The following is an 18280-nucleotide window of genomic DNA, read 5'->3' as shown; positions in this document are numbered from 1 at the left end:
ATGCCGAAATGACGGCAGTGATATGCCAGTCGCTCACGTCTCAACGATACGTCACGACACATTGTCGAGAGCTGTTAATCGGCATCCGGAAGCTGACCGTCAGCCGCATTCAAGAGGGGCTTCAACAGCACGAGGGGGATCTCCCGGTCGGTCTTCTTCTGGTAGCCGGCGTAGTTGGCGTACCTTCCCGTGATGAGTGGCCAGAGTCGGGCTCGTTGCTCGGGATCGGCGATGCTCGCGTGCATCTGAACCCGCGGATGACCCTCGATCACGACCTCCACGCGGGGATCGTCCCGCAGGTTGAGAAACCAGGCGGGGTTGCGGTCGTCTCCGCCGCGGGAGGCCACCACCACGTAGGCCTCGCCATCCCGTGTCGGAGAGGTGAGCATGGTCGTGCGGCGCTCGCCGCTCTTTCGGCCGGTCGTCGTGAGCTCGATAACCGGCATCCCGGCGATATTCCAGCCGGCTTTTCCTGCCGTGATGCGCTGCAGGACGCGGTGAGCGGATTCCATCAGTTTCATCGACCGTGTGCTTGGCATGCTCGGAGCCTACTGCGGGCCGTTCGCGAGAATGCCCGGCGTCATGCGCGATGAGATCTTCGCTCACGGATGCCTGACTTCCGAGAGTTTGACTTCGGGCCGACGCAGACGTAGATTTATACCCCATAGGGGTATCGAGAGAGGGCGCATCATGGTCGGGTACAGCCAGAACAAGGACGATCTCGTCAAACGGCTGCGACGAGCCGAGGGGCAGGTGCGCGGCATCCAGCGCATGGTCGAGGACGACAGCTACTGCATCGACATCCTCACCCAGGTCTCGGCAGCGACCAAGGCCCTCGAGACCGTTGCGCTCGCCCTGCTCGACGACCATCTCGCTCACTGCGTCGCCGAAGCCGCTCGAGAAGGCGGGCCCGTCGCCGACGAGAAGATCAAGGAAGCCTCGGCCGCTATTGCGCGACTCGTGCGCTCGTGAGAGACCAAATACCCCTGTGCGAGCAGAGACCATCGAGCGGAAACTGAAGGATTTCACCATGCCAGAACACGCGAACATCGAACAGCACTACCTCGTCGAGGGCATGACCTGCACCCACTGCGTCGCGAGCGTCACGGAGGAGGTCTCCGAGCTCGAAGGCGTCGAGAGCGTCACCGTCGACCTCAGGGTAGGGGGAGCGTCGGATGTCACTGTCGTGAGCTCGGCCCCGGTGCCGCTCGAGGGTGTCCGTGCCGCCATCGCCGAAGCGGGATACCTGCTGGTCTCGGCGTAGCCATGGCCGGCACCGAGCTGCACGACCTGAACCTCGACATCGGGGGCATGACCTGCGCCTCCTGCGCCACGCGAATCGAGCGGAAGCTCAACCGAATCGAGGGCGTCTCGGCCACCGTCAACTACGCCACCGAGAAAGCCCACGTGGAGACTGATGGGGCGGATGCCGCCACTCTCGTCGCCGCGGTCGAAGCGGCCGGCTATACCGCTGCTCTCCCCGCGCCGATCGTGGTCGAGGAGCAGGCCGCACCGCCGGTCGATCGTGATGCCACCGAGCTTCGTCGACGCCTCGTCATCTCCGCGAGCCTCGCCGCTCCGGTCGTATTGCTGTCGATGATCCCGGCCCTGCAGTTCACCAACTGGCAGTGGCTCGCGCTCACCCTCTCGGCGCCGATCGTGGTCTGGGGTGCCTGGCCGTTCCACCGGGTGGCCGTTCTCAATGCGCGGCACGGTTCGGCCTCGATGGACTCCCTGGTGAGTGTCGGGGTCATCGCCGCCTTCGCCTGGTCGCTGTATGCGCTGTTCTTCGGCACCGCCGGCGAAGCCGGCATGCATATGACATTCCAGCTGGTGAATACGCGCTCTGGCGCGAGCGAGATCTACCTCGAGGTCGCCTCCGCGGTGACCGTCTTCATCCTCGGCGGCCGGTACATCGAAGCCAGAGCGAAGCGAGAATCCGGAGCGGCACTCAAGGCGCTGCTTCGCCTCGGCGCGAAGGATGCCACGCTCCTCCGCGGGGGAGTGGAGACTCGCGTCGCAGTCTCGACCCTCGTGCCCGGCGACAGCTTCGTCGTGCGCCCGGGGGAGAAGATCGCCGCCGACGGTCTCGTGATCGAGGGCGCATCCGCCGTCGATCGCAGCATGATCACCGGAGAATCGGTGCCCGTCGAGGTCTCGGTGGGCGACCGGGTCGTCGGAGCGACGGTCAACGTCGGTGGGCGGCTCGTGGTGGAGGTGACCCGGGTGGGCGCGGATACCGAGCTCGCCCGCATCGGTCGGCTGGTCGAAGAAGCGCAGAGCGGCAAGGCCAAGGCGCAGCGCCTGGCGGACCGGGTCTCCGCCATCTTCGTCCCTGTGGTGTTCGGGCTCGCCCTCATCACCTTCGTGGGATGGCTGCTCTTCGGCGGGTCGCTCGAAGCGGCCTTCACCGCCGCGGTCGCGACGCTGATCATCGCCTGCCCGTGTGCGCTCGGACTCGCGACCCCGACCGCGTTGCTGGTCGGTACCGGCCGTGGATCTCAACTCGGCATCCTCATCCGGGGTCCGCAGGTGCTCGAGCAGACCCGCACCGTCGACACCATCGTTCTCGATAAGACCGGCACGATCACCACCGGCACCATGGCCGTGGTCTCCGTGGAGCCCCTCGGCGCGACGTCCCGGGCCGACCTGCTTGCCGCGGCCGCCTCGGTCGAGAGGGGGTCCGAGCATCCGGTGGCGCGGGCGATCGTGGCGCTGGCGGAGGTCGAGGGTATCTTCCCCGCGCAATCGACGTCGTTCAACGCCGAGGCCGGTCAGGGTGTTCAGGCCGTTGTGGACGGCCGACTCACCCTCGCCGGACGTGCGTCGTGGCTCGCCGACTCCTGGTCCATCGCGCTGTCGCCCGCCGCATCCGCCGCCGTGCAATCGGGCGAGGACGCCGCCGCCACCGTCATCGCGGTGGCCTGGGATGGCGAGCTGCGCGGCATCATCACCGTGCGGGATTCCGTGAAGCCGACGAGCGCGGAAGCCATTGCGCGGTTTCGCGCGCTGGGTCTCCGCCCGGTGCTCCTCACCGGGGACAACGCCGGATCCGCCCGCACCGTAGCCGCCGAGGTGGGCATCGACGAGGTGCACGCCGGAGTGACCCCCCAGGGCAAGCTCGACCTGATCCACGCCCTTCAGGCAGACGGTCGGGTGGTGGCGATGGTCGGCGACGGGGTCAACGACTCCGCGGCTCTCGCTGCGGCAGACCTCGGAATAGCCATGGGCGGCGGCACGGATGCGGCCATCGCCGCCAGCGACATCACGATCGTCAGTGGTGACCTGCTCGTCGTGGCCGACGCGGTGCGGCTCGCTCGTCGCACGCTCGGCACGATCAAGGGCAACCTGTTCTGGGCCTTCGCCTACAACGTCGCGGCACTGCCGATCGCGATGCTCGGACTGCTGAACCCGCTGCTCGCCGGGGCGGCGATGGCGTTCTCCTCGGTGTTCGTCGTGACGAACAGTCTGCGGCTGCGCAGTTTCGCGCCCGCGGACAGGGCGATGACTACCCGGCGCGGTGCGAGCTCGTGAACTGCCGCCCGGTGATCGACGATGCGGTGATGCGCACGTAGTTCCACTTCTCCGTCGGCACGAGCGAATGAAGGCGGAGAACCCCGGATGCCTCGATCTCCTCGTCGGAGCCGAGGCGCACGGCGGTGCCCTTGACGACCACACTCCAGCGACGGCGGTGGTGGGTGCCATCGGTCTCGAGGGCGACGATCGGACGGGTGGTGAGGTCCATGAGTTTGGAGCCCGGAGCGGTTCGGAAGAAGATCACCCGATCCGCCACCACATAGTTGATGGGAAAGATGTCGACACCGCCCTCGGTCGAGACCGCGAGCCGGCCGAGATCGGCGGAGGCCAACAGATGCCAGCTGGCTTCGTCACCGAGCACGTCGACGGGGGATTCGGGGGAATCGGGCATGGGGGCTCCTCACGGTCAGGGAAGGCATCCAGTCCACCAGTGCCGGCCGCCGGACCTCGGGTCGAAAGTCCCGAATCTGCTCGACAGGCTCTACGCTCGAACGTGATGACTACGGCGATCCCCACCCCCTACGAAGACCTGTTACGCGACACCCTCGCCAACGGCGCACAGAAGTCCGATCGCACCGGCACCGGCACGCGTAGCGTGTTCGGTCGGCAGCTGCGCTTCGACCTGGCGGAGGGCTTCCCCCTCATCACGACCAAGCGGGTTCACTTCCGATCCATCGCCTACGAACTGCTCTGGTTTCTGCGGGGAGACGGCAATGCCCGCTGGCTGCAAGACAACCGGGTGACCATCTGGGACGAATGGGCGGATGCCGAGGGCGACCTCGGTCCCGTCTACGGGGTGCAGTGGCGATCCTGGCCCACTCGGGATGGTGGCACGATCGACCAGATCGCCGAGGTCATCGAGGCCATTAAGACGAACCCCGACTCTCGACGCCTCATCGTGTCCGCGTGGAATGTGGCGGACATCCCCGACATGGCACTCGCCCCCTGTCACCTTCTGTTCCAGTTCTACGTTGCCGACGGCAAGCTGAGCTGCCAGCTGTACCAGCGCAGTGCCGATCTGTTTCTCGGAGTGCCGTTCAACATCGCGAGCTATGCGCTCCTCACCCACATGATCGCGGCGCAGGCCGGGCTCGGCGTCGGCGAGTTCGTCTGGACCGGAGGGGACTGCCATATCTACGACAATCACGTCGATCAGGTGACGGAGCAACTCACCCGGCACCCGTTCCCGGCGCCGACCCTGCGTCTCGCCGCGCGGGACAGCATCGACGACTACGTGTTCGAGGATTTCGAGGTGGTGGATTACCAGCACCATCCCGCGATCAAGGCGCCCGTCGCGGTTTGACTGGCGCAGCGCGGTCTGAGTGGCACAGCGCGGTTTAACTTGCCCGTCGCGGTCTGACTGGCGCAGCGCACTCGGCTCGATCACGTGCCGGGTAGCGCATCGGCTCGCGGCCGCGACTACAGCCGGATGAAGACCGGGTGGCCCCAGATCGCGCGGTGCGAGACGTCCGTGCCGGGTTTCGGCGCATCCACGATGCCGCCATGGCCGTCGTAGAAGCCGATGTGCTGGTGCGAGTAGTAGACCAGGTCGCCCATGACGGCCTCTGACTCGGGGATGACCGTGCCCTTGCTCGCCTCCGCGACGGCGTCGCCCGCAAGGGAGACGCCGAACTGGCCGTAGACGTAACGCACGAAGGTGTCGCAACTGAATCCGGTGCTCGGCGAATTTCCGCCGAGGATGTAGGGCACCATCCCCACGAATTGCAGGGCGTACTGCACGACAGCTTCGCCGCCGCCGCCGAGGTCCGGAGGATTGATGTGCATGCTCGCCCCGACCGACAGGGGAGTGGCCGGCATCGCGCCACCGGCATAGACACCGTCGGCGGTCTGCACCGCAGCGGCGTAGAACACCGTCGTCTTGTCGCGGGTCACCGGGGTTTCGGCGACCGCGGCGCTCACGCGCAGCTGCTGCGCCTTCGACTGCTGGGAGTGCTGGATGAAGTCGGCGACAGCATTCGACGACGCTGCGGTGGGGGTGGCGGTCGCCGAGGCCGAGACCGCCGGTATGGCCATGGTCGCGGCCATCCCGATCGCCATGGCCATGGCGCCGGCGGTGCCGGCAGCGCGCCTCAGAGAGAGGGTCGATCGACGGGATGAGGCGCGCAGGGAATGCCTGCCGTGATGTGAAGCCAAGAGCGGGGGAGATCCAAATCGCTAGCGTTATCTGGTTGTGACCTACAGCCACGATATCCCATGACCCCCGAGTCGGGGTCGACACGCTCAGGCGGTGCGGCGACCGAGGGCGCGACTGAGCACGAGAATCACGAGCGCGAGCACGGGCATGAGGATGAGTGCCACCCGCAGGGAGGCGATGTCCGCGACGAATCCGACCAGGGGCGGCGACAGGAAGAGTCCGATCCTGATCGTCGTGGTCACCCAGGTGAGCCCGGTGCCGGGCGCCAGACCAGGGAGGGCTTCCGCGGTACGGATCGCCCCGGGGATCAGCGTTCCGATACCCGCCCCCACCAGGCCGAAGGCCACGATGGTGGTGACGGCCGTCGGAAAGAGGAGCGCGACAGACATCCCGATCAGGCCGAGGGATGCCCCGACTCGCGCCACGGCCCGGTCGCCGAAACGCGTCACCAGCGAGTCGCCGGCGAATCGACCGACGGTCTGCGCGCCCTGGAGCGCGATGAAGCCGAAGCCGGCGACCACGGCACCGGTGCCGAGCGAATCACGCAGATAGACCGCGCTCCAGGTGGAGGTGACGTCCTCCAGCATGTTGGCGGCGGCCGCGACGAGGCCGAGGGCGACCAGAAGCCGGGCGAGGCCGAAGCGACCGCGATGCTCGTGCGGCACCGCGGGGATCGTTGCGTCCGCGAGGTCTGAGCCCGCGAGCATCCACCGGCCGGCCAGGAGGGCGAGCACGATGAAGACCACGGCGGCTGAGGCGAAGTGCCAGACCGGGGGGATGCGTGCGCCGGCGGCGACCGCTCCCATGACGCCGCCGATCACTGCTCCGACGCTCCACAGCGCGTGCATCGAGTTGAGGATGGACGTGCCGTACAGCCGCTCGACCCGCAATCCGTGGGCGTTGTTTGCGATGTCCGCGATCGAATCGAGAGCGCCGGCGATGAAGAGACCGACCGCGAACAACCACCAGACCGGCGCGGCCCCGATCAGCACGAGGTTGAGCGAGAGCAGCAGCACCGCGAGCGGTCCGATCCGTGCAGAGGTCCACCGCCGGATCACCGCACCACCGAGCGTTCCGGCGACCAGCGCGCCGAGTGGATAAGCGGCCACCGCGATGCCGAATTCACCGTTGGAGAGGTCGAGGGCGGCTTTGATGTCGGGAAACCGGGGCACGATGTTGGCGAAGGCCGCACCATTCAGCAGGAAGAGTGCGGAGACGGCGATTCGCGCTTTCCGCCGGGGTTCGAGCATCCCCCCATGATGGTGCACGTCGGCGCGGATCCACGTTGCCTCATCCAGTAGTTTTGAGGGGTGAGCGAAACCACCACAGTCCTCGAATCCCAGTACGCGGAACTCCGCGCGAAGAACCTCTCGCTCGACCTCACCCGTGGCAAGCCGTCACCGGCCCAGCTCGACCTGTCGAACGCCCTCCTCGGTCTCCCGGGCGCGGACGATTACCGCGACGCCGCGGGTGTCGACCTGCGAAACTACGGCGGACCGGACGGCCTCATCGAACTGCGCGAGATCTTCTCCGAGCTTCTCGCCATCCCCGTCGCCCAGTTGCTCGCCTCGGGCAACGCGAGTCTCGCGGTCATGCATGACACGATCGTCGCCGCCCTCCTGCACGGGGTGTCCGGCGGGGCGGGGCCGTGGCGCGATGTGCAGGGACTCAGCTTCCTCTGCCCGGTTCCCGGGTACGACCGCCACTTCGCGATCTGCGAGGCTCTCGGCATCCGCATGATCCCGGTGCCGTTCGTCGACGGCGCGCTCGATCTCGATACGATCCGTCGCCTGGTCGCCGAGGATGCGGGCATCCGCGGCATGTGGGCGGTGCCGATGTATGCGAACCCCACCGGCACGAGCTTCAGCGTCGAGGAGGTCGAGGCGCTCGTGAGCATGCCGACGGCCGCCCCCGATTTCCGACTGTTCTGGGACAACGCGTATGCGGTGCACCACCTCACCGACGATGAGCCGGCCGTCATCGACGTGCTCGCTCTTGCCGAAGCCGCGGGCAATGCCGATCGCCCCTTCGTGTTCGCGTCGACGTCGAAGATCACCTTCCCGGGATCCGGCGTCTCGTTCTTCGGGGCATCAGCGAGCAACATCGCGTGGAAGAAGCACCACACGGCCGTGCAGACGATCGGTCCCGACAAGATCAACCAGCTTCGCCACGTGCGGATGCTCGGGGACGCCGACGGCGTGCGTCGCCTCATGCGCGCCCACCGCGCCATCGTGGAGCCGCGCTTTGCGGCAGTGCTCGAGATCCTCGAGCGTCGGCTCACCGGTGTCGCCACGTGGACCACTCCGACCGGTGGCTACTTCGTGAGCCTCGATGTTCCGCACGGCGCGGCCTCGGCGGCGGTGGCGCTCGCTGGCCAGATCGGCGTCGCCGTGACGCCCGCGGGCTCGAGCTTCCCCTACGGCGACGACCCCGACGACACGAACATCCGCATCGCTCCGACCTTCCCGTCGCAGTCCGACCTCGAGGCCGCGATCGATGCGCTCTGCACCTGTGTGCTGCTCGCCGTCGAGCGGATGTCGCTGCCGCCGTTCGAGTAGCGAGCCGGGCGGTAGTCCGCCCAACTCGACCATCGGGCCGCGGATTTCAGCGGTGCGCGTCGAACCTCGCCAGGGCGTCGGCGTCGCGCGAGTACGTCGCCGAACTGCGAGCACTGTCGAGGGCTGCCACGGGATCGGACTGCGCTTCCGCCACCTCGAGGAGCCGCTGCGCTTCGGCCAGGCGGGAGCGGGCATCCGCTCCGACGCCTCCTCGGCGGCTCGCGATGAAGTCCTGCGTCGCCGCGATCTGACTTCGCGCACTCACCAACACGCCGGCGAGGGCCGCACCAGCATGTTCGAGGCGCTGGGTCTGGTTTCGGGCGCTCGCGAGGGCGCTGTCCAGGCTCGCCACGGCACCCTCGAGCCGAGAGAGGGATGCGGCGGGGTCACCGGTGTCGAGGGATCCGAGCACGGACTCGACTGCGGTCACCGCGCCGCCGATCGCCGCCGCGGAGCTCGGATCCGGAGCGGAATCGCGGGCGACCCGGGCCTCGGTCAGATCGACCCTGCTCTGGCTCGCGAGGTTGTCGAGCCGATCGGACTGCTCGGCGAGGGTGGCGCCGAGAGCGTCCACGGCCTCCAGCAGCCTCAGGGCCGTGGTCGCGGTGGCCCGCGCCTCCTGCACGCGATCGGCGACATCGGTCGCCAACGGGTCGGCGAGGCGGGCGTTCGCGGCCTCCGCACCCTGGCCCGCGGTCGTGAGCAGCGCGCGGGCCTCGGCGACGTTGCCGGCGACGGGCGCGATCGCGTCGGGGGAGTATCGACCGGCGAGCGCAGAGAGGGCGCTCTCTGCAGCCGGCACGCGCATCGAGGCGGTGACCACGAGCATCCGGACCTTTCCGAGCTCTGTCGGGGCGTCGGTCTCCCGTCGGCGGAGGGCGTCGAATGCCGCCGCCTCATCGGCGAGAGCCTTTTGCGCGGTCTCGCAGAGATGGATGATGCGGGCGTTCCACTCCCGCTGCTGCGTCGCCGTGTCGGGCTGGGAGTCATCGAGTCGATGCTTCAACCGGAATGATTCCGTGAGATCGCGCCGAGCGGCCGACAGGGCCTCGGCGAAGGCGCGCGAACGTTCCTCGCCGAACTGTGCGACAGCGAATCCGAGGTTGTCGTCAGCTTGCGCGACCGCGTCGTCCAGTCGCACGAGCAGGATGTTCGCGCGGGTCGAGAGGTCCGTCTCGCCCGAGGGAGGGCCGGGCACCCGGGCTGGCGCGAGCTCTGCGCGTCGCCTGCGCCGCCGCAGGATCGTGAATCCCACGATCACGACGATGGCGAAGAGGACGACAATGGTTACAAGTGCTGTCGTCACGGCCTGGACGAGGTCTGACGAAGCGGCGCGGATTGCCAGGAAGAGCATGGCCGGTATCTTACGTTTCGCGCCCGGTGGCGAGCAGGGCGCAAACCCGGCGCGCGACGAAACTCCCCGCTATCTCCCGAAATTCCGCGGCGCCCCCGTTAAGGTGGCCCTGTGTGGCGTGCCAATAGATCTCAGGATGACGACTTCTTCGCGGAGCCGAGCGATAGCCATGCCCATGCGGAGCGCCAGGTGACCGCGCCGCACGCGCTGACCCTCGGCGACCCCAACTACTCGCTCTCCAACGTGGCGGAGCCCACCTGGCAGGGTTGGCGGTCTCAGCTCGGTGGCATCGGCGGCGTATCTCCGCTGTTGCATTTCGTGGACGGACCACGCACCCGCATCGAGCTCGGCGCGACGCATCCGGGTGGCCTCGCCCAGTTCATCACCGGCAAGTCGACACTCCTCTCCAACCTGATCCGGGACGACATCGCCCTGCGGGCAGCGAAGATCGCCGCCGCAGAGATCGCCGACAAGAGCCTCGAGCTCGCCACCGCTCGCGGCATCGACTCGATCCACCTGGGCATCGGGATCGCCGAGTGGCAGTTCGAGGGCGTGCAGTTCCGGGCGCCCGTGCTGTTGCGACCACTGGCCATCCGCCGCTACGGGAGCAATTTCGAGCTCAAGCTCAAGGGGGCGCCGTTCCTCAACCCGGAGCTCTCCCGGGCGCTCGAGGCACAGTTTCAGATCTCCCTCGATGCGGAAGCCTTCGTGGCGCTCGCCGAGGAGGACGGTTCGTTTAAGCCGAATCCCGTGATCGATCGGCTGCGCGGCCTCACCTCGCATCTCGAGTGGTTCAATGTGCAGCCGCGACTGGTCGTCTCCTCCTTCGCGGACGTGTCGCGTGCGATGGAGTCCGATGCCAGCGACCTCGAGCACCCGCTTCTCGACGCCCTCGCGGGAAACCCCTCGGCCAAGTGGGCCATCGAGGAGAGCTACGCCCCGGTCGAGCCGCAGAGCCCCGACCGGCGCACCCCGGAGACCGACACCCTCCTGCTCGATGCGGATGCGGAGCAGGAGCACGTGATCGCCCAGATCGCCGCCGGCAACTCGGTAGTCGTCAAGACCCTGCCGGGCACGGGCGCCACCCAGACCATCGTGAACGCCATCGGTGCCCTCGTCGGTCAGAACAAACGGGTGCTGGTGGTCAGCGCGCGGCGCTCCTCGCTCGCGGGCATCGCGCAGCGTTTCGGGGATGTCGGCCTCGCCGGCCTCGCGGTCGCTCCCGGCACGCTTCGCCGCGACCTCATCCGCTCGATCGGTCGCAACGAGAAGTCCCGCGCGCCCCAGATCGGCGAAGTGGATGACGCCCTCGTCCGCCTGCGCAAGGTGCTGCTCGACTATCGCGGCGCGGTCGCGCGCACCGACCCGGCCCTGCGTGTCTCGGTGCTCGACTGCCTCACCGAGCTCTCCCGCCTCGCCCTCCTTGCCGACCCGCCCGCCACCACTGCCCGATTGTCCCGCCAGTCGGTAGAGCTGATGGCGGATGACCGCGCCGGCGCGGCCCGTGCCATGGTCGAGGCTGCCGGCCTCGGCGAGTTCCGCTATGGCCCGGGTGATTCGCCCTGGTACGGAGCCAGCTTCGCGACGAGCGAAGCGGCGTCGCGCGCCCACGCCATCGCCAAGCAGCTCCATCACACCGAGTTGCCTCGACTGGTCGAACGGGCCAGCGACCTCATCTCCGGCACGCGCATGCGGCCGTTCGAGACGATCAACGAACTCGGCATCTACCTTCGGCTGCTCATCGACATCCGTGACACCCTCGACCGGTTCCTGCCCGTGGTGTTCGACCGATCGCTCAGCGAGCTGATCGCGGCGACCTCCTCCCGCAAGGATTCCCCGGAGATGTCCTCGGCCAATCGCCGTCGCCTCAAGAAGCTCGCGCGGGAGTACGTGCGTCCCGGCGTTCACATCGGAGACATCAACGAGAGCCTTCAGCACATCCAGCAGCAGCGCATCCTGTGGCAGCGCTTCGTCGCGGCGGGAGTCACGCCGGAGGTACCCGTCGGCATCGCGGACGTCCAGGTGGCCTACCAGCAGGTGGCGCAGGACCTCGAATTCCTCGATGAGCCGCTCGGTGCAGTGACGCGCGAGACGCAGCTGATCCACTTGCCGATCCACATCCTCACCGAGCGGGTCGCCGCACTCGCGGCGGAGTCGGACGTGCTGAACAACCTCCAGGAGCGCGCCGAGTTGCTCGCGACCCTGCGTCACCTCCAGCTCGACCCGCTTCTCGACGACCTCGCCTCGCGCCACGTACCCGACGAGCAGGTCGCCGCCGAACTCGAACTCGCCTGGTGGCAGTCGGCACTCGAGTCCCTTCTCGAGGCCGATCGCGCCCTGCTCAACGCGAATACCTCGGTGCTCGACCGTCTCGAGGCGGACTTCCGGCTCGTCGACGAGGCGCACGCCGCCGGTAGTGCCCAGTTGCTGGCCTGGCAGCTCGCGGAGAACTGGAACATCGGTCTGGTGGACTGGCCCGACGAGGCGAGCGCGCTCAAGACCGCCCTGCGCGGGGGAGCGGTGGATGCCCGAGACCTGCAGGAGGCCGCCCCGCATCTCTCGCGAACGATCGCGCCGGTCTGGCTCGCGTCCCCCTACGAGGTGGCCGGGATCACCGACACTCTGGCGTTCGACACCGTCGTGCTTGTGGACGCCGGCGCCACGACGCTCGCTGAGAACCTGGGCGCCATCCGCCGTGGCAAGCAGACCGTCGCCTTCGGTGATCCGGTCACCCAGACGCCGTCGCCGTTCACGGTCGGGTTGGCCGGCGCCGTCGACGCCGCACAGCTCGACGCCGAAGCGCTCGACGCCCTCCACGCCGATTCTGCGCTCGCACGCCTGTCGTCCATGCTGCCCACCCTCGCTCTCACCCGCAGCTACCGCGCCGGCGGGGAGGACCTCGCGGAACTGGTCAACCGCCGCTTCTATGCAGGCAAGATCGAGTCGTTCCCCTGGGCGGGCAGCTTCCTCGGGCACGGGAGCATCCGCCTCGACTTCCTTGCCGACGGATCGGGCATGCCCGATCCGGAGTCCGGCGGCGTCGAGAGCGTCGATGCCGAGGTCAATCGCGCGGTCGAACTCGTCATCGAACATGCGGCGACGCGCCCGCACGAATCCCTCATGGTGATCACCGCCAGCGCCCGCCATGCGGTTCGCGTGCAGCAGGCAGTGCTCGCGGCCACCTCCGGTCGTCCCGAGCTCAGCGACTTCGTGCTCGGCGACCGCCCGGAGCCCTTCACGGTGACGACCATCGAACAGGCCGTCGCTCAGAGCCGCGACCGCGTGATCTTCTCCATCGGTTACGGACGGACGCCACACGGTCGGGTGCTCTCGGACTTCGGCGCCCTCGGTCGCCCGGGCGGAGAGCGGCTACTCGCGGTCGCGATGACCCGCGCCCGCCGATCGATGGTGATCGTCACCTGCTTCGAAGCGCAGGACATCGACGAGGATCGCATGCACTTCGGCGCGATCGCCCTCGCGGAGATCCTCACCGACGTGACGGCTCGCAACGCGCTCGGAACATCCTCGGACGACAGCGAGCCGATGCTCGTCGATCTCGCCAGGCGCCTACAGCTCCGCGGCCTGCGCGTGGCCCTCGGTCACCGCGGCAAGCTCGGGCTCGTGGCATCCCACCAGGGCATGTGCCTCACCATCGAGACGGACTCGGTGCTGCACGGCTCGAGCCTTCGAGAGTCGCTGCGGCTGCGCCCCGAGATGCTGCGCCGCCTCGGATGGCACTACCTGCGCGTTCACGCCTTCGAACTGTTCAGCGAGCCGGATGTCGTCGCCGACCGCATCGTGACGATGCTCGGCGCGTCCTCCCTCGCTCCGGAGACCCAGCCCATCCCGATCGTCGGCGCGGCCGGTGGCGCGGCACAGCAGGGCTGACGTGGGAAAGCACGACGCCCCTACCCCGCGGGAGCGCCCGCGCCGTCGGGTGACGACCGAGGCGATCGCCGGTTCGGATCCGAACCCGCAGAAGGAACCTCCCCGCCATGCGGAGAACGAGAACGATGAACGACTGAAGGCAGACAAGCCGCCCCACTGGGGTCAGACGCACTGATCCTCGACCGGGGCATCACCTGTTCCGCCAACGCACGAGATCCGGGCCATCGCGTGCACTCCGGGTCGGTGTGCCGACCCCTTGTGACCGCAACGACCCGGATCTGCGAGAGAGAAACCCGGGCGAATCGTTACGGGGCCGCGTGCGCTCCACCGGTCGGTGCGGTCGCGGGCAGTGTGTGGTCGCCCTCGGGTGACGGGCGTCCGGCGAGGAGGTCGCGGATCTGGATGAGCAGCTCGGTCTCGGTCGGCGGCAGGTCGGCCGGGGTGGCCTCCTCCTCCTGCTTCTGCTTGGCGAAGGCGATCTTGCCCAGGTGGTTGATGGGCAGAACGATCGCGAAGTAGACCACGAAAGCGATGATCAGGAACTGGATGATCGCGGCGAGCACCGCGCCGAATGCGATCACTCCCGGCTTGCCCCCGCCGATTGCGGGAATGGTGACCTGGAACGCCTTCGTCAGATCTGATGCGTTGAACAGCACCCCGATGATCGGGTTGAAGATACTCGACACCAGGGCGGTGACGATGGCGGTGAACGCCGCGCCGATGATGATACCGACCGCGAGGTCGATCACGTTACCGCGGAGAATGAATTCTTTGAAGCCTTTGAGCACGGGCACTCCTCTGTTGTCTCTCATCGAGAGCTACGAACCGGCGGGACCGGTGGGGGAATTCGAAGATACCGTGCCGGATTTCGGGGCGGGGGATTTCGGCGCTTTTGTTTCACTCTTCGAGCTACTTTTTTCGGACTTCGCGGCGGGAGCATCGGATTTCGTCGCAGAGGACGACTCCGATGGCGAGGATGACGACGAGTTCGACGAACCCGAGGCGGATTTCGAGTTCTCCGCCCGGCTGTCGTTGCGATAGAAACCGGAGCCGGTGAAGCTCACGCCGATGGAGTTGAACACCTTGCGCAGCTGGGACTGGCCGCAGTTCGGGCAGACGGTCAGCGAGTCATCCGTGAACGACTGGTACTGGTCGAACGCGTAGTCGCAGTTCGCACAGCGATAGGAATAGGTGGGCACGGAGGTCCTCAGTCGTTGGGGGGAAGTCAGAAGCTGACGATGGCGCTGGGGGTGACCACACCGTCCACGCGCTTGTCGTGCACCTCGCTCGGCACACTGTCGACCAACTCCCTGTCGAAGATCACAGCATAGACCGGCGGACACTTCTCCATGGATCCGAGGGTGCGATCGAAGTAGCCGCGACCCCATCCCATGCGCATCCCGGTGCGATCGACGGATGCCGCCGGCACGAGGATCAGGTCGACGTCATTGATGGCAATGGGTCCGAGCAGCTCGCCCACCGGCTCCGGCATGCCGAACAGGCCTTCGATCTCCGTGTCGCCGTCGCCGGCTGTCCAGTCGAGCAGACCGTCATCGCGGGAGATCGGGTAGAGGATGCGGATCTTCTGCACATCGGCCCAGTTGAGGAACGGCCGGATGTTCGGCTCCTCCGTCGTCGGAAGGTAGGCCGCCACCGAGCTCACCCCCAGTCGCGTGGCCAGCTCGATGAGGTGGTCGCACAGTTGACTGGTGGTCTGTTCACGCTCGCGGGTCGTCATGATGCGCCGCCGCTCCCGAAGCTCGGCCCGAAGGGCGCGCTTCTGGTGGCTCTCGTCTCCTGTCACTCCGCTACCCCGTTCACGCGCCCAAGTCTATGGTCCGAGTCGAGTTAACGCCCTCGAAATGGTGGTCGTATACCCTTGGCGCCATGGCCTTCACAATCACTAAAGCTGTCATCCCCGCCGCGGGTCTGGGAACACGATTCCTGCCCGCGACGAAAGCGATGCCCAAGGAGATGCTGCCCGTCGTCGACAAGCCGGCGATCCAGTATGTGGTGGAGGAGGCTGTCGCGGCCGGCCTCACCGATGTACTGATGATCACGGGTCGAAACAAGAATGCGCTCGAGAACCACTTCGACCGCGTGGGCGAGCTCGAGGCCACTCTGCTCATGAAGGGCGACATCGAGCGCCTCCGCAAAGTGAACTACGCGACCGATCTCGCCGAGGTGCATTACGTGCGCCAGGGCGACCCCAAGGGACTCGGACACGCGGTGCTTCGCGCCCGGATGCACGTGGGCCACGAGCCCTTCGCCGTGTTGCTCGGCGACGACATCATCGACGACCGGGACGTCTTGCTCTCTCGCATGCTCGAAGAGCAGGGCAAGCGCAACGCCACGATCGTCGCACTGCTCGAGGTCGACCCCGCGCAAGTGCACATGTATGGAATCGCCACCGTCGAGGCCACCGACGACGAGGATGTCGTGCGGATCACCGGACTGGTCGAGAAGCCCACCCGCGAGAAGGCCCCTTCCAACTACGCGATCATCGGTCGCTACGTTCTGCAGCCCGAGATCTTCGACATCCTCGAGCACACTCCTGCAGGCAAGGGCGGCGAGATCCAGCTCACGGATGCGCTCCAGACGCTCGCGGCCAACCCGAGCATCGCGGGCGGCGTGTACGGCGTCGTCTTCCGTGGTCGCCGCTACGACACCGGGGATCGGCTCGACTACATCAAGGCCATCGTGCAGCTCGCGGTCGACCGTGACGACCTCGGTCCGGATCTGCGCCCGTGGCTCAAGGACTTCGCAAGCACCCTCGAGTAGCTGCTGCCCGGGTGGTCGGGTCGGCCGTCCACGGCCGTATCGAGACCGGGCCCGGCCCGGCTCTAGACTGATGCGGTGGCGACTCCGATCCCTACCCTCCGTGAGGGCAAGACGACAATCCGCCCCATCCGTCTGCGCGACGCACGAGTGCTCGAACGCGAACTGCTCGAGAACCGCGGCTGGCTGCGCAAATGGGAAGCGACCAACCCGCACGGGGCGATGAGCTTCGATGTGCGCTCCAGCATCCGCAGCCTCCAGGCGAACGCGCGTGCCGGCTTCGGACTGCCCTTCGCCATCGAACACGATGGCGAGTTCGCCGGCCAGCTCAACGTTTCGGGGATCACCTACGGATCCCTCTCCTCTGCGACCATCGGGTACTGGGTATCGGAACGCTTCGCCGGCAAAGGAGTGACACCGACGGCGGTCGCGCTGGCCAGCGACTACGCCTTCTTCCAGGTGGGTCTGCATCGCATGGAGATCTGCATCCGTCCGGAGAATGCCCCGAGTCTGCGCGTGGTCGAGAAGCTGGGCTTCCGGTACGAGGGGCTTCGGCGGCGCTACATCCACATCAATGGCGACTGGCGTGATCATTTCTGTTTCGCCCTCGTCGCCGAGGAGCTCCCCTCCGGGGTGTTGAGGCGCTGGCTCGACGGGCGCGTGCCAGAGGGGGCAGGAATCGTGCCCCGAGCCGACTGGGATGCGTCCCTCCAGCGCGGAACACACCCTCGGTAATCGAGGGTTAATCGGCCAAGCCCTCGTACCGTAGGGCTATGGGTGCTGAGGGAGTCGGGTCGGGCGTGATCATCGCCCTCGCCGCCGTGCTCTGGCTCGCCTACCTCGTGCCCACCTGGCTGCAGCGTCGGGAGTATCTGGCGACCGAGCGCAACGCTCTCCGCCTCCAGCAGACCCTGCGCATCATGGCCGAGACCTCGGAGGTGCCGCTCGAGGTTCGTGCCGAGACGACCGCTCGCAGTGCCGCCCAGCAGGAGCGAGTGCTCAAGAAGCAACTGCAGCGCACCGCGGCCATCGCCGAGGCGCAGGATGCCGCGGTCGCGCGAGCCGCCGCCCGCCGGCTTGCCGAGACCCAGCCCGCTATCGCCGCGGATGTCGCGGCCAGCTCTCCGGCTTCGCGTCGCCTTCGACGGTCGCGGGCGATCACCTCTGCGGTGCTGTTCGCCGCCCTCATCGCCTCCGGCTTCGGCGTCGTTCAGCTTCTCGCCTCCGGCTCCTGGATGCTCCTGGCCGTCGGCGCCGCCGTGACGGCGGGCAGCATCGGGATGCTCGGGCAGATGGCATCCGTCGGCCGAACCCGGGCCGCGCTCGCTCGCAGCCTGCGCTCCCGGCCCGTCGTCGTCGTCGAAGCCCCGCGTGCGGTGGTCGTGGCCCCGGCTCCGGTGCAGACGACCTGGACACCGGTTCCCGTGCCGAAGCCGCTGTACATGTCCCGTCCCGCTCCGGAGAGGTCGCTCGTCGCGTCGCTCGAAGCCGCCGCCGAACTGCGCCAGGCCGCAGCGGATGCCGAGCGCCGCCTGCGTGAGGCGCACGAGGCTCCGGAGGTCACTCCGATCAGGCCCGCTGCCAGCACGGTTCCGAGCCGATTCGCCCGAATGGGTTTCGTCGACGAGCAGCCGGAAACGCACACCGACCTCGACGCCGTGTTGCGCCGCCGTCGCGCCTAGCTCCCTGGATCCCTTGCCGAACCGGCATTATCGGTGCTGACTCCGGCATCTCGGCGCCGTTATCGCCCGGTCGAGTTCCGCTGCGGGTCCGGCGACGCTCGCTTGGCACGCAGAGGAGAGCGCACTGCGCCGATGCACGCCGCGAAAGTGATAACGTAGCAACGCAGTACGGGCCCTTGGCGCAGTTGGTAGCGCGCCTCGTTCGCATCGAGGAGGTCAGGAGTTCGAATCTCCTAGGGTCCACCGGTACCGCAGAAACTCCCCGCAGCACGGCATCTCCGCCGATGTTCGCGGGGAGTTTTTCGTGCGCCGGGTGCCGCGCACCGGC

17 protein-coding genes, 1 tRNA gene and 1 pseudogene are annotated in these 18280 nt (G+C 67.6%); 11 read left to right on the top strand and 8 right to left on the bottom strand.

All coding sequences use genetic code 11. The annotated features are described in order from the left end of the window. Positions 1-74: 74 nt before the first annotated feature. Positions 75-539 carry a nitroreductase/quinone reductase family protein gene (locus tag F1C58_RS13250; RefSeq protein WP_185201540.1) on the bottom strand — a complete coding sequence of 155 codons (465 nt, stop codon included), beginning with the start codon at positions 537-539 and terminating at the stop codon, positions 75-77. A gap of 151 nt (positions 540-690) precedes the next feature. On the opposite strand from F1C58_RS13250, the gene F1C58_RS13245 reads away from it, so the two are divergent. Genes F1C58_RS13245 through F1C58_RS13235 form a run of 3 tightly spaced genes read left to right on the top strand, consistent with a single transcriptional unit; the run spans position 691 to position 3534 of the window. Then, positions 691-972 (top strand): metal-sensitive transcriptional regulator, encoded by a 282-nt coding sequence (locus F1C58_RS13245; protein ID WP_185201539.1) that lies wholly within the window; start codon positions 691-693, stop codon positions 970-972. 58 nt (positions 973-1030) lie between these two features. Next, positions 1031-1264 (top strand): heavy-metal-associated domain-containing protein, encoded by a 234-nt coding sequence (locus F1C58_RS13240; RefSeq protein ID WP_185201538.1) that lies wholly within the window; start codon positions 1031-1033, stop codon positions 1262-1264. A gap of 2 nt (positions 1265-1266) precedes the next feature. Then, positions 1267-3534 carry a cation-translocating P-type ATPase gene (locus F1C58_RS13235; protein ID WP_185201537.1) on the top strand — a complete coding sequence of 756 codons (2268 nt, stop codon included), beginning with the start codon at positions 1267-1269 and terminating at the stop codon, positions 3532-3534. Here F1C58_RS13235 and F1C58_RS13230 read toward each other — a convergent pair. Further along, entirely contained in the window at positions 3509-3928 is a 420-nt protein-coding gene (locus F1C58_RS13230; protein ID WP_185201536.1) for a pyridoxamine 5'-phosphate oxidase family protein, read from the bottom strand. The genes F1C58_RS13235 and F1C58_RS13230 overlap by 26 nt on opposite strands. 105 nt (positions 3929-4033) lie before the next feature. Between F1C58_RS13230 and F1C58_RS13225 the strand changes: the two genes are divergently transcribed. After that, the gene (locus F1C58_RS13225; RefSeq protein ID WP_185201535.1) at positions 4034-4840 is read left to right on the top strand and encodes a thymidylate synthase; all 807 of its coding nucleotides are present in this window, start codon (positions 4034-4036) and stop codon (positions 4838-4840) included. A gap of 116 nt (positions 4841-4956) precedes the next feature. Here F1C58_RS13225 and F1C58_RS13220 read toward each other — a convergent pair whose 3' ends face one another. Together F1C58_RS13220 and F1C58_RS13215 are read right to left on the bottom strand one after the other, a co-directional pair. Further along, positions 4957-5601 (bottom strand): C40 family peptidase, encoded by a 645-nt coding sequence (locus F1C58_RS13220; protein WP_185201534.1) that lies wholly within the window; start codon positions 5599-5601, stop codon positions 4957-4959. A gap of 177 nt (positions 5602-5778) precedes the next feature. Then, positions 5779-6942: an MFS transporter gene (locus tag F1C58_RS13215; protein WP_185201533.1), complete on the bottom strand. Its 1164-nt coding sequence runs from the start codon at positions 6940-6942 to the stop codon at positions 5779-5781. 60 nt (positions 6943-7002) lie between these two features. Between F1C58_RS13215 and F1C58_RS13210 the strand changes: the two genes are divergently transcribed. Next, positions 7003-8250, top strand: coding sequence for an aminotransferase class I/II-fold pyridoxal phosphate-dependent enzyme (locus F1C58_RS13210; RefSeq protein WP_185201532.1), 1248 nt, complete (start codon positions 7003-7005; stop codon positions 8248-8250). Between the two features lie 46 nt (positions 8251-8296). On the opposite strand, the gene F1C58_RS13205 is transcribed toward F1C58_RS13210, so the two are convergent. Then, complete coding sequence (locus F1C58_RS13205) at positions 8297-9604, bottom strand: hypothetical protein (protein ID WP_185201531.1); 1308 nt, start codon at positions 9602-9604, stop codon at positions 8297-8299. Positions 9605-9715: 111 nt separating this feature from the next. Here F1C58_RS13205 and F1C58_RS13200 point away from each other — a divergent pair, with 111 nt between their 5' ends. Next, a complete protein-coding gene (locus F1C58_RS13200) occupies positions 9716-13492 on the top strand; it encodes an ATP-binding protein (RefSeq protein WP_185201530.1) in 3777 nt (1258 codons plus the stop codon). A gap of 305 nt (positions 13493-13797) precedes the next feature. Here the strand turns inward: F1C58_RS13200 and mscL are convergent, their stop codons facing one another. Next, positions 13798-14304 carry a large conductance mechanosensitive channel protein MscL gene (mscL, locus tag F1C58_RS13195; RefSeq protein WP_185201529.1) on the bottom strand — a complete coding sequence of 169 codons (507 nt, stop codon included), beginning with the start codon at positions 14302-14304 and terminating at the stop codon, positions 13798-13800. Here mscL and F1C58_RS17115 point away from each other — a divergent pair. Continuing rightward, positions 14294-14533 carry a hypothetical protein gene (locus F1C58_RS17115; protein ID WP_370543724.1) on the top strand — a complete coding sequence of 80 codons (240 nt, stop codon included), beginning with the start codon at positions 14294-14296 and terminating at the stop codon, positions 14531-14533. The genes mscL and F1C58_RS17115 overlap by 11 nt on opposite strands. A 62-nt stretch (positions 14534-14595) precedes the next feature. On the opposite strand, the pseudogene F1C58_RS17110 reads toward F1C58_RS17115, so the two are convergent. Together F1C58_RS17110 and F1C58_RS13185 are read right to left on the bottom strand one after the other, a co-directional pair. Beyond that, positions 14596-14691, bottom strand: a pseudogene (locus F1C58_RS17110) (FmdB family zinc ribbon protein); the annotation flags it as partial. A gap of 26 nt (positions 14692-14717) precedes the next feature. Continuing rightward, positions 14718-15296, bottom strand: a complete 579-nt coding sequence (locus tag F1C58_RS13185) for a 5-formyltetrahydrofolate cyclo-ligase (RefSeq protein ID WP_185201527.1) — start codon at positions 15294-15296, stop codon at positions 14718-14720. Between the two features lie 83 nt (positions 15297-15379). On the opposite strand from F1C58_RS13185, the gene galU reads away from it, so the two are divergent. From galU to F1C58_RS13165, 4 genes are all read left to right on the top strand, one after another. Then, positions 15380-16273 carry a UTP--glucose-1-phosphate uridylyltransferase GalU gene (gene galU, locus F1C58_RS13180; protein ID WP_185201526.1) on the top strand — a complete coding sequence of 298 codons (894 nt, stop codon included), beginning with the start codon at positions 15380-15382 and terminating at the stop codon, positions 16271-16273. A gap of 75 nt (positions 16274-16348) precedes the next feature. Continuing rightward, entirely contained in the window at positions 16349-17005 is a 657-nt protein-coding gene (locus F1C58_RS13175) for a GNAT family N-acetyltransferase (protein WP_185201525.1), read from the top strand. Between the two features lie 38 nt (positions 17006-17043). After that, positions 17044-17952 carry a hypothetical protein gene (locus F1C58_RS13170; RefSeq protein ID WP_185201524.1) on the top strand — a complete coding sequence of 303 codons (909 nt, stop codon included), beginning with the start codon at positions 17044-17046 and terminating at the stop codon, positions 17950-17952. Between the two features lie 170 nt (positions 17953-18122). Continuing rightward, positions 18123-18195, top strand: a tRNA-Ala gene (locus tag F1C58_RS13165). The last annotated feature ends 85 nt before the right edge of the window (positions 18196-18280 follow it).

Source organism: Glaciihabitans sp. INWT7 (assembly GCF_014217685.1).
GTDB lineage: Bacteria > Actinomycetota > Actinomycetes > Actinomycetales > Microbacteriaceae > Lacisediminihabitans.
This window is presented reverse-complemented; position numbering and strand designations above follow the sequence as displayed.

What these genes read in the sequence shown, in the direction of transcription:
- F1C58_RS13250 (WP_185201540.1), bottom strand. Translation starts at nt 539, where the DNA reads ATGCCAAGCACACGGTCGATGAAACTGATGGAATCCGCTCACCGCGTC.
- F1C58_RS13245 (WP_185201539.1), top strand. Translation starts at nt 691, where the DNA reads ATGGTCGGGTACAGCCAGAACAAGGACGATCTCGTCAAACGGCTGCGA.
- F1C58_RS13240 (WP_185201538.1), top strand. Translation starts at nt 1,031, where the DNA reads ATGCCAGAACACGCGAACATCGAACAGCACTACCTCGTCGAGGGCATG.
- F1C58_RS13235 (WP_185201537.1), top strand. Translation starts at nt 1,267, where the DNA reads ATGGCCGGCACCGAGCTGCACGACCTGAACCTCGACATCGGGGGCATG.
- F1C58_RS13230 (WP_185201536.1), bottom strand. Translation starts at nt 3,928, where the DNA reads ATGCCCGATTCCCCCGAATCCCCCGTCGACGTGCTCGGTGACGAAGCC.
- F1C58_RS13225 (WP_185201535.1), top strand. Translation starts at nt 4,034, where the DNA reads ATGACTACGGCGATCCCCACCCCCTACGAAGACCTGTTACGCGACACC.
- F1C58_RS13220 (WP_185201534.1), bottom strand. Translation starts at nt 5,601, where the DNA reads ATGGCCATGGCGATCGGGATGGCCGCGACCATGGCCATACCGGCGGTC.
- F1C58_RS13215 (WP_185201533.1), bottom strand. Translation starts at nt 6,942, where the DNA reads ATGCTCGAACCCCGGCGGAAAGCGCGAATCGCCGTCTCCGCACTCTTC.
- F1C58_RS13205 (WP_185201531.1), bottom strand. Translation starts at nt 9,604, where the DNA reads ATGCTCTTCCTGGCAATCCGCGCCGCTTCGTCAGACCTCGTCCAGGCC.
- mscL (WP_185201529.1), bottom strand. Translation starts at nt 14,304, where the DNA reads ATGAGAGACAACAGAGGAGTGCCCGTGCTCAAAGGCTTCAAAGAATTC.
- galU (WP_185201526.1), top strand. Translation starts at nt 15,380, where the DNA reads ATGGCCTTCACAATCACTAAAGCTGTCATCCCCGCCGCGGGTCTGGGA.
- F1C58_RS13170 (WP_185201524.1), top strand. Translation starts at nt 17,044, where the DNA reads ATGGGTGCTGAGGGAGTCGGGTCGGGCGTGATCATCGCCCTCGCCGCC.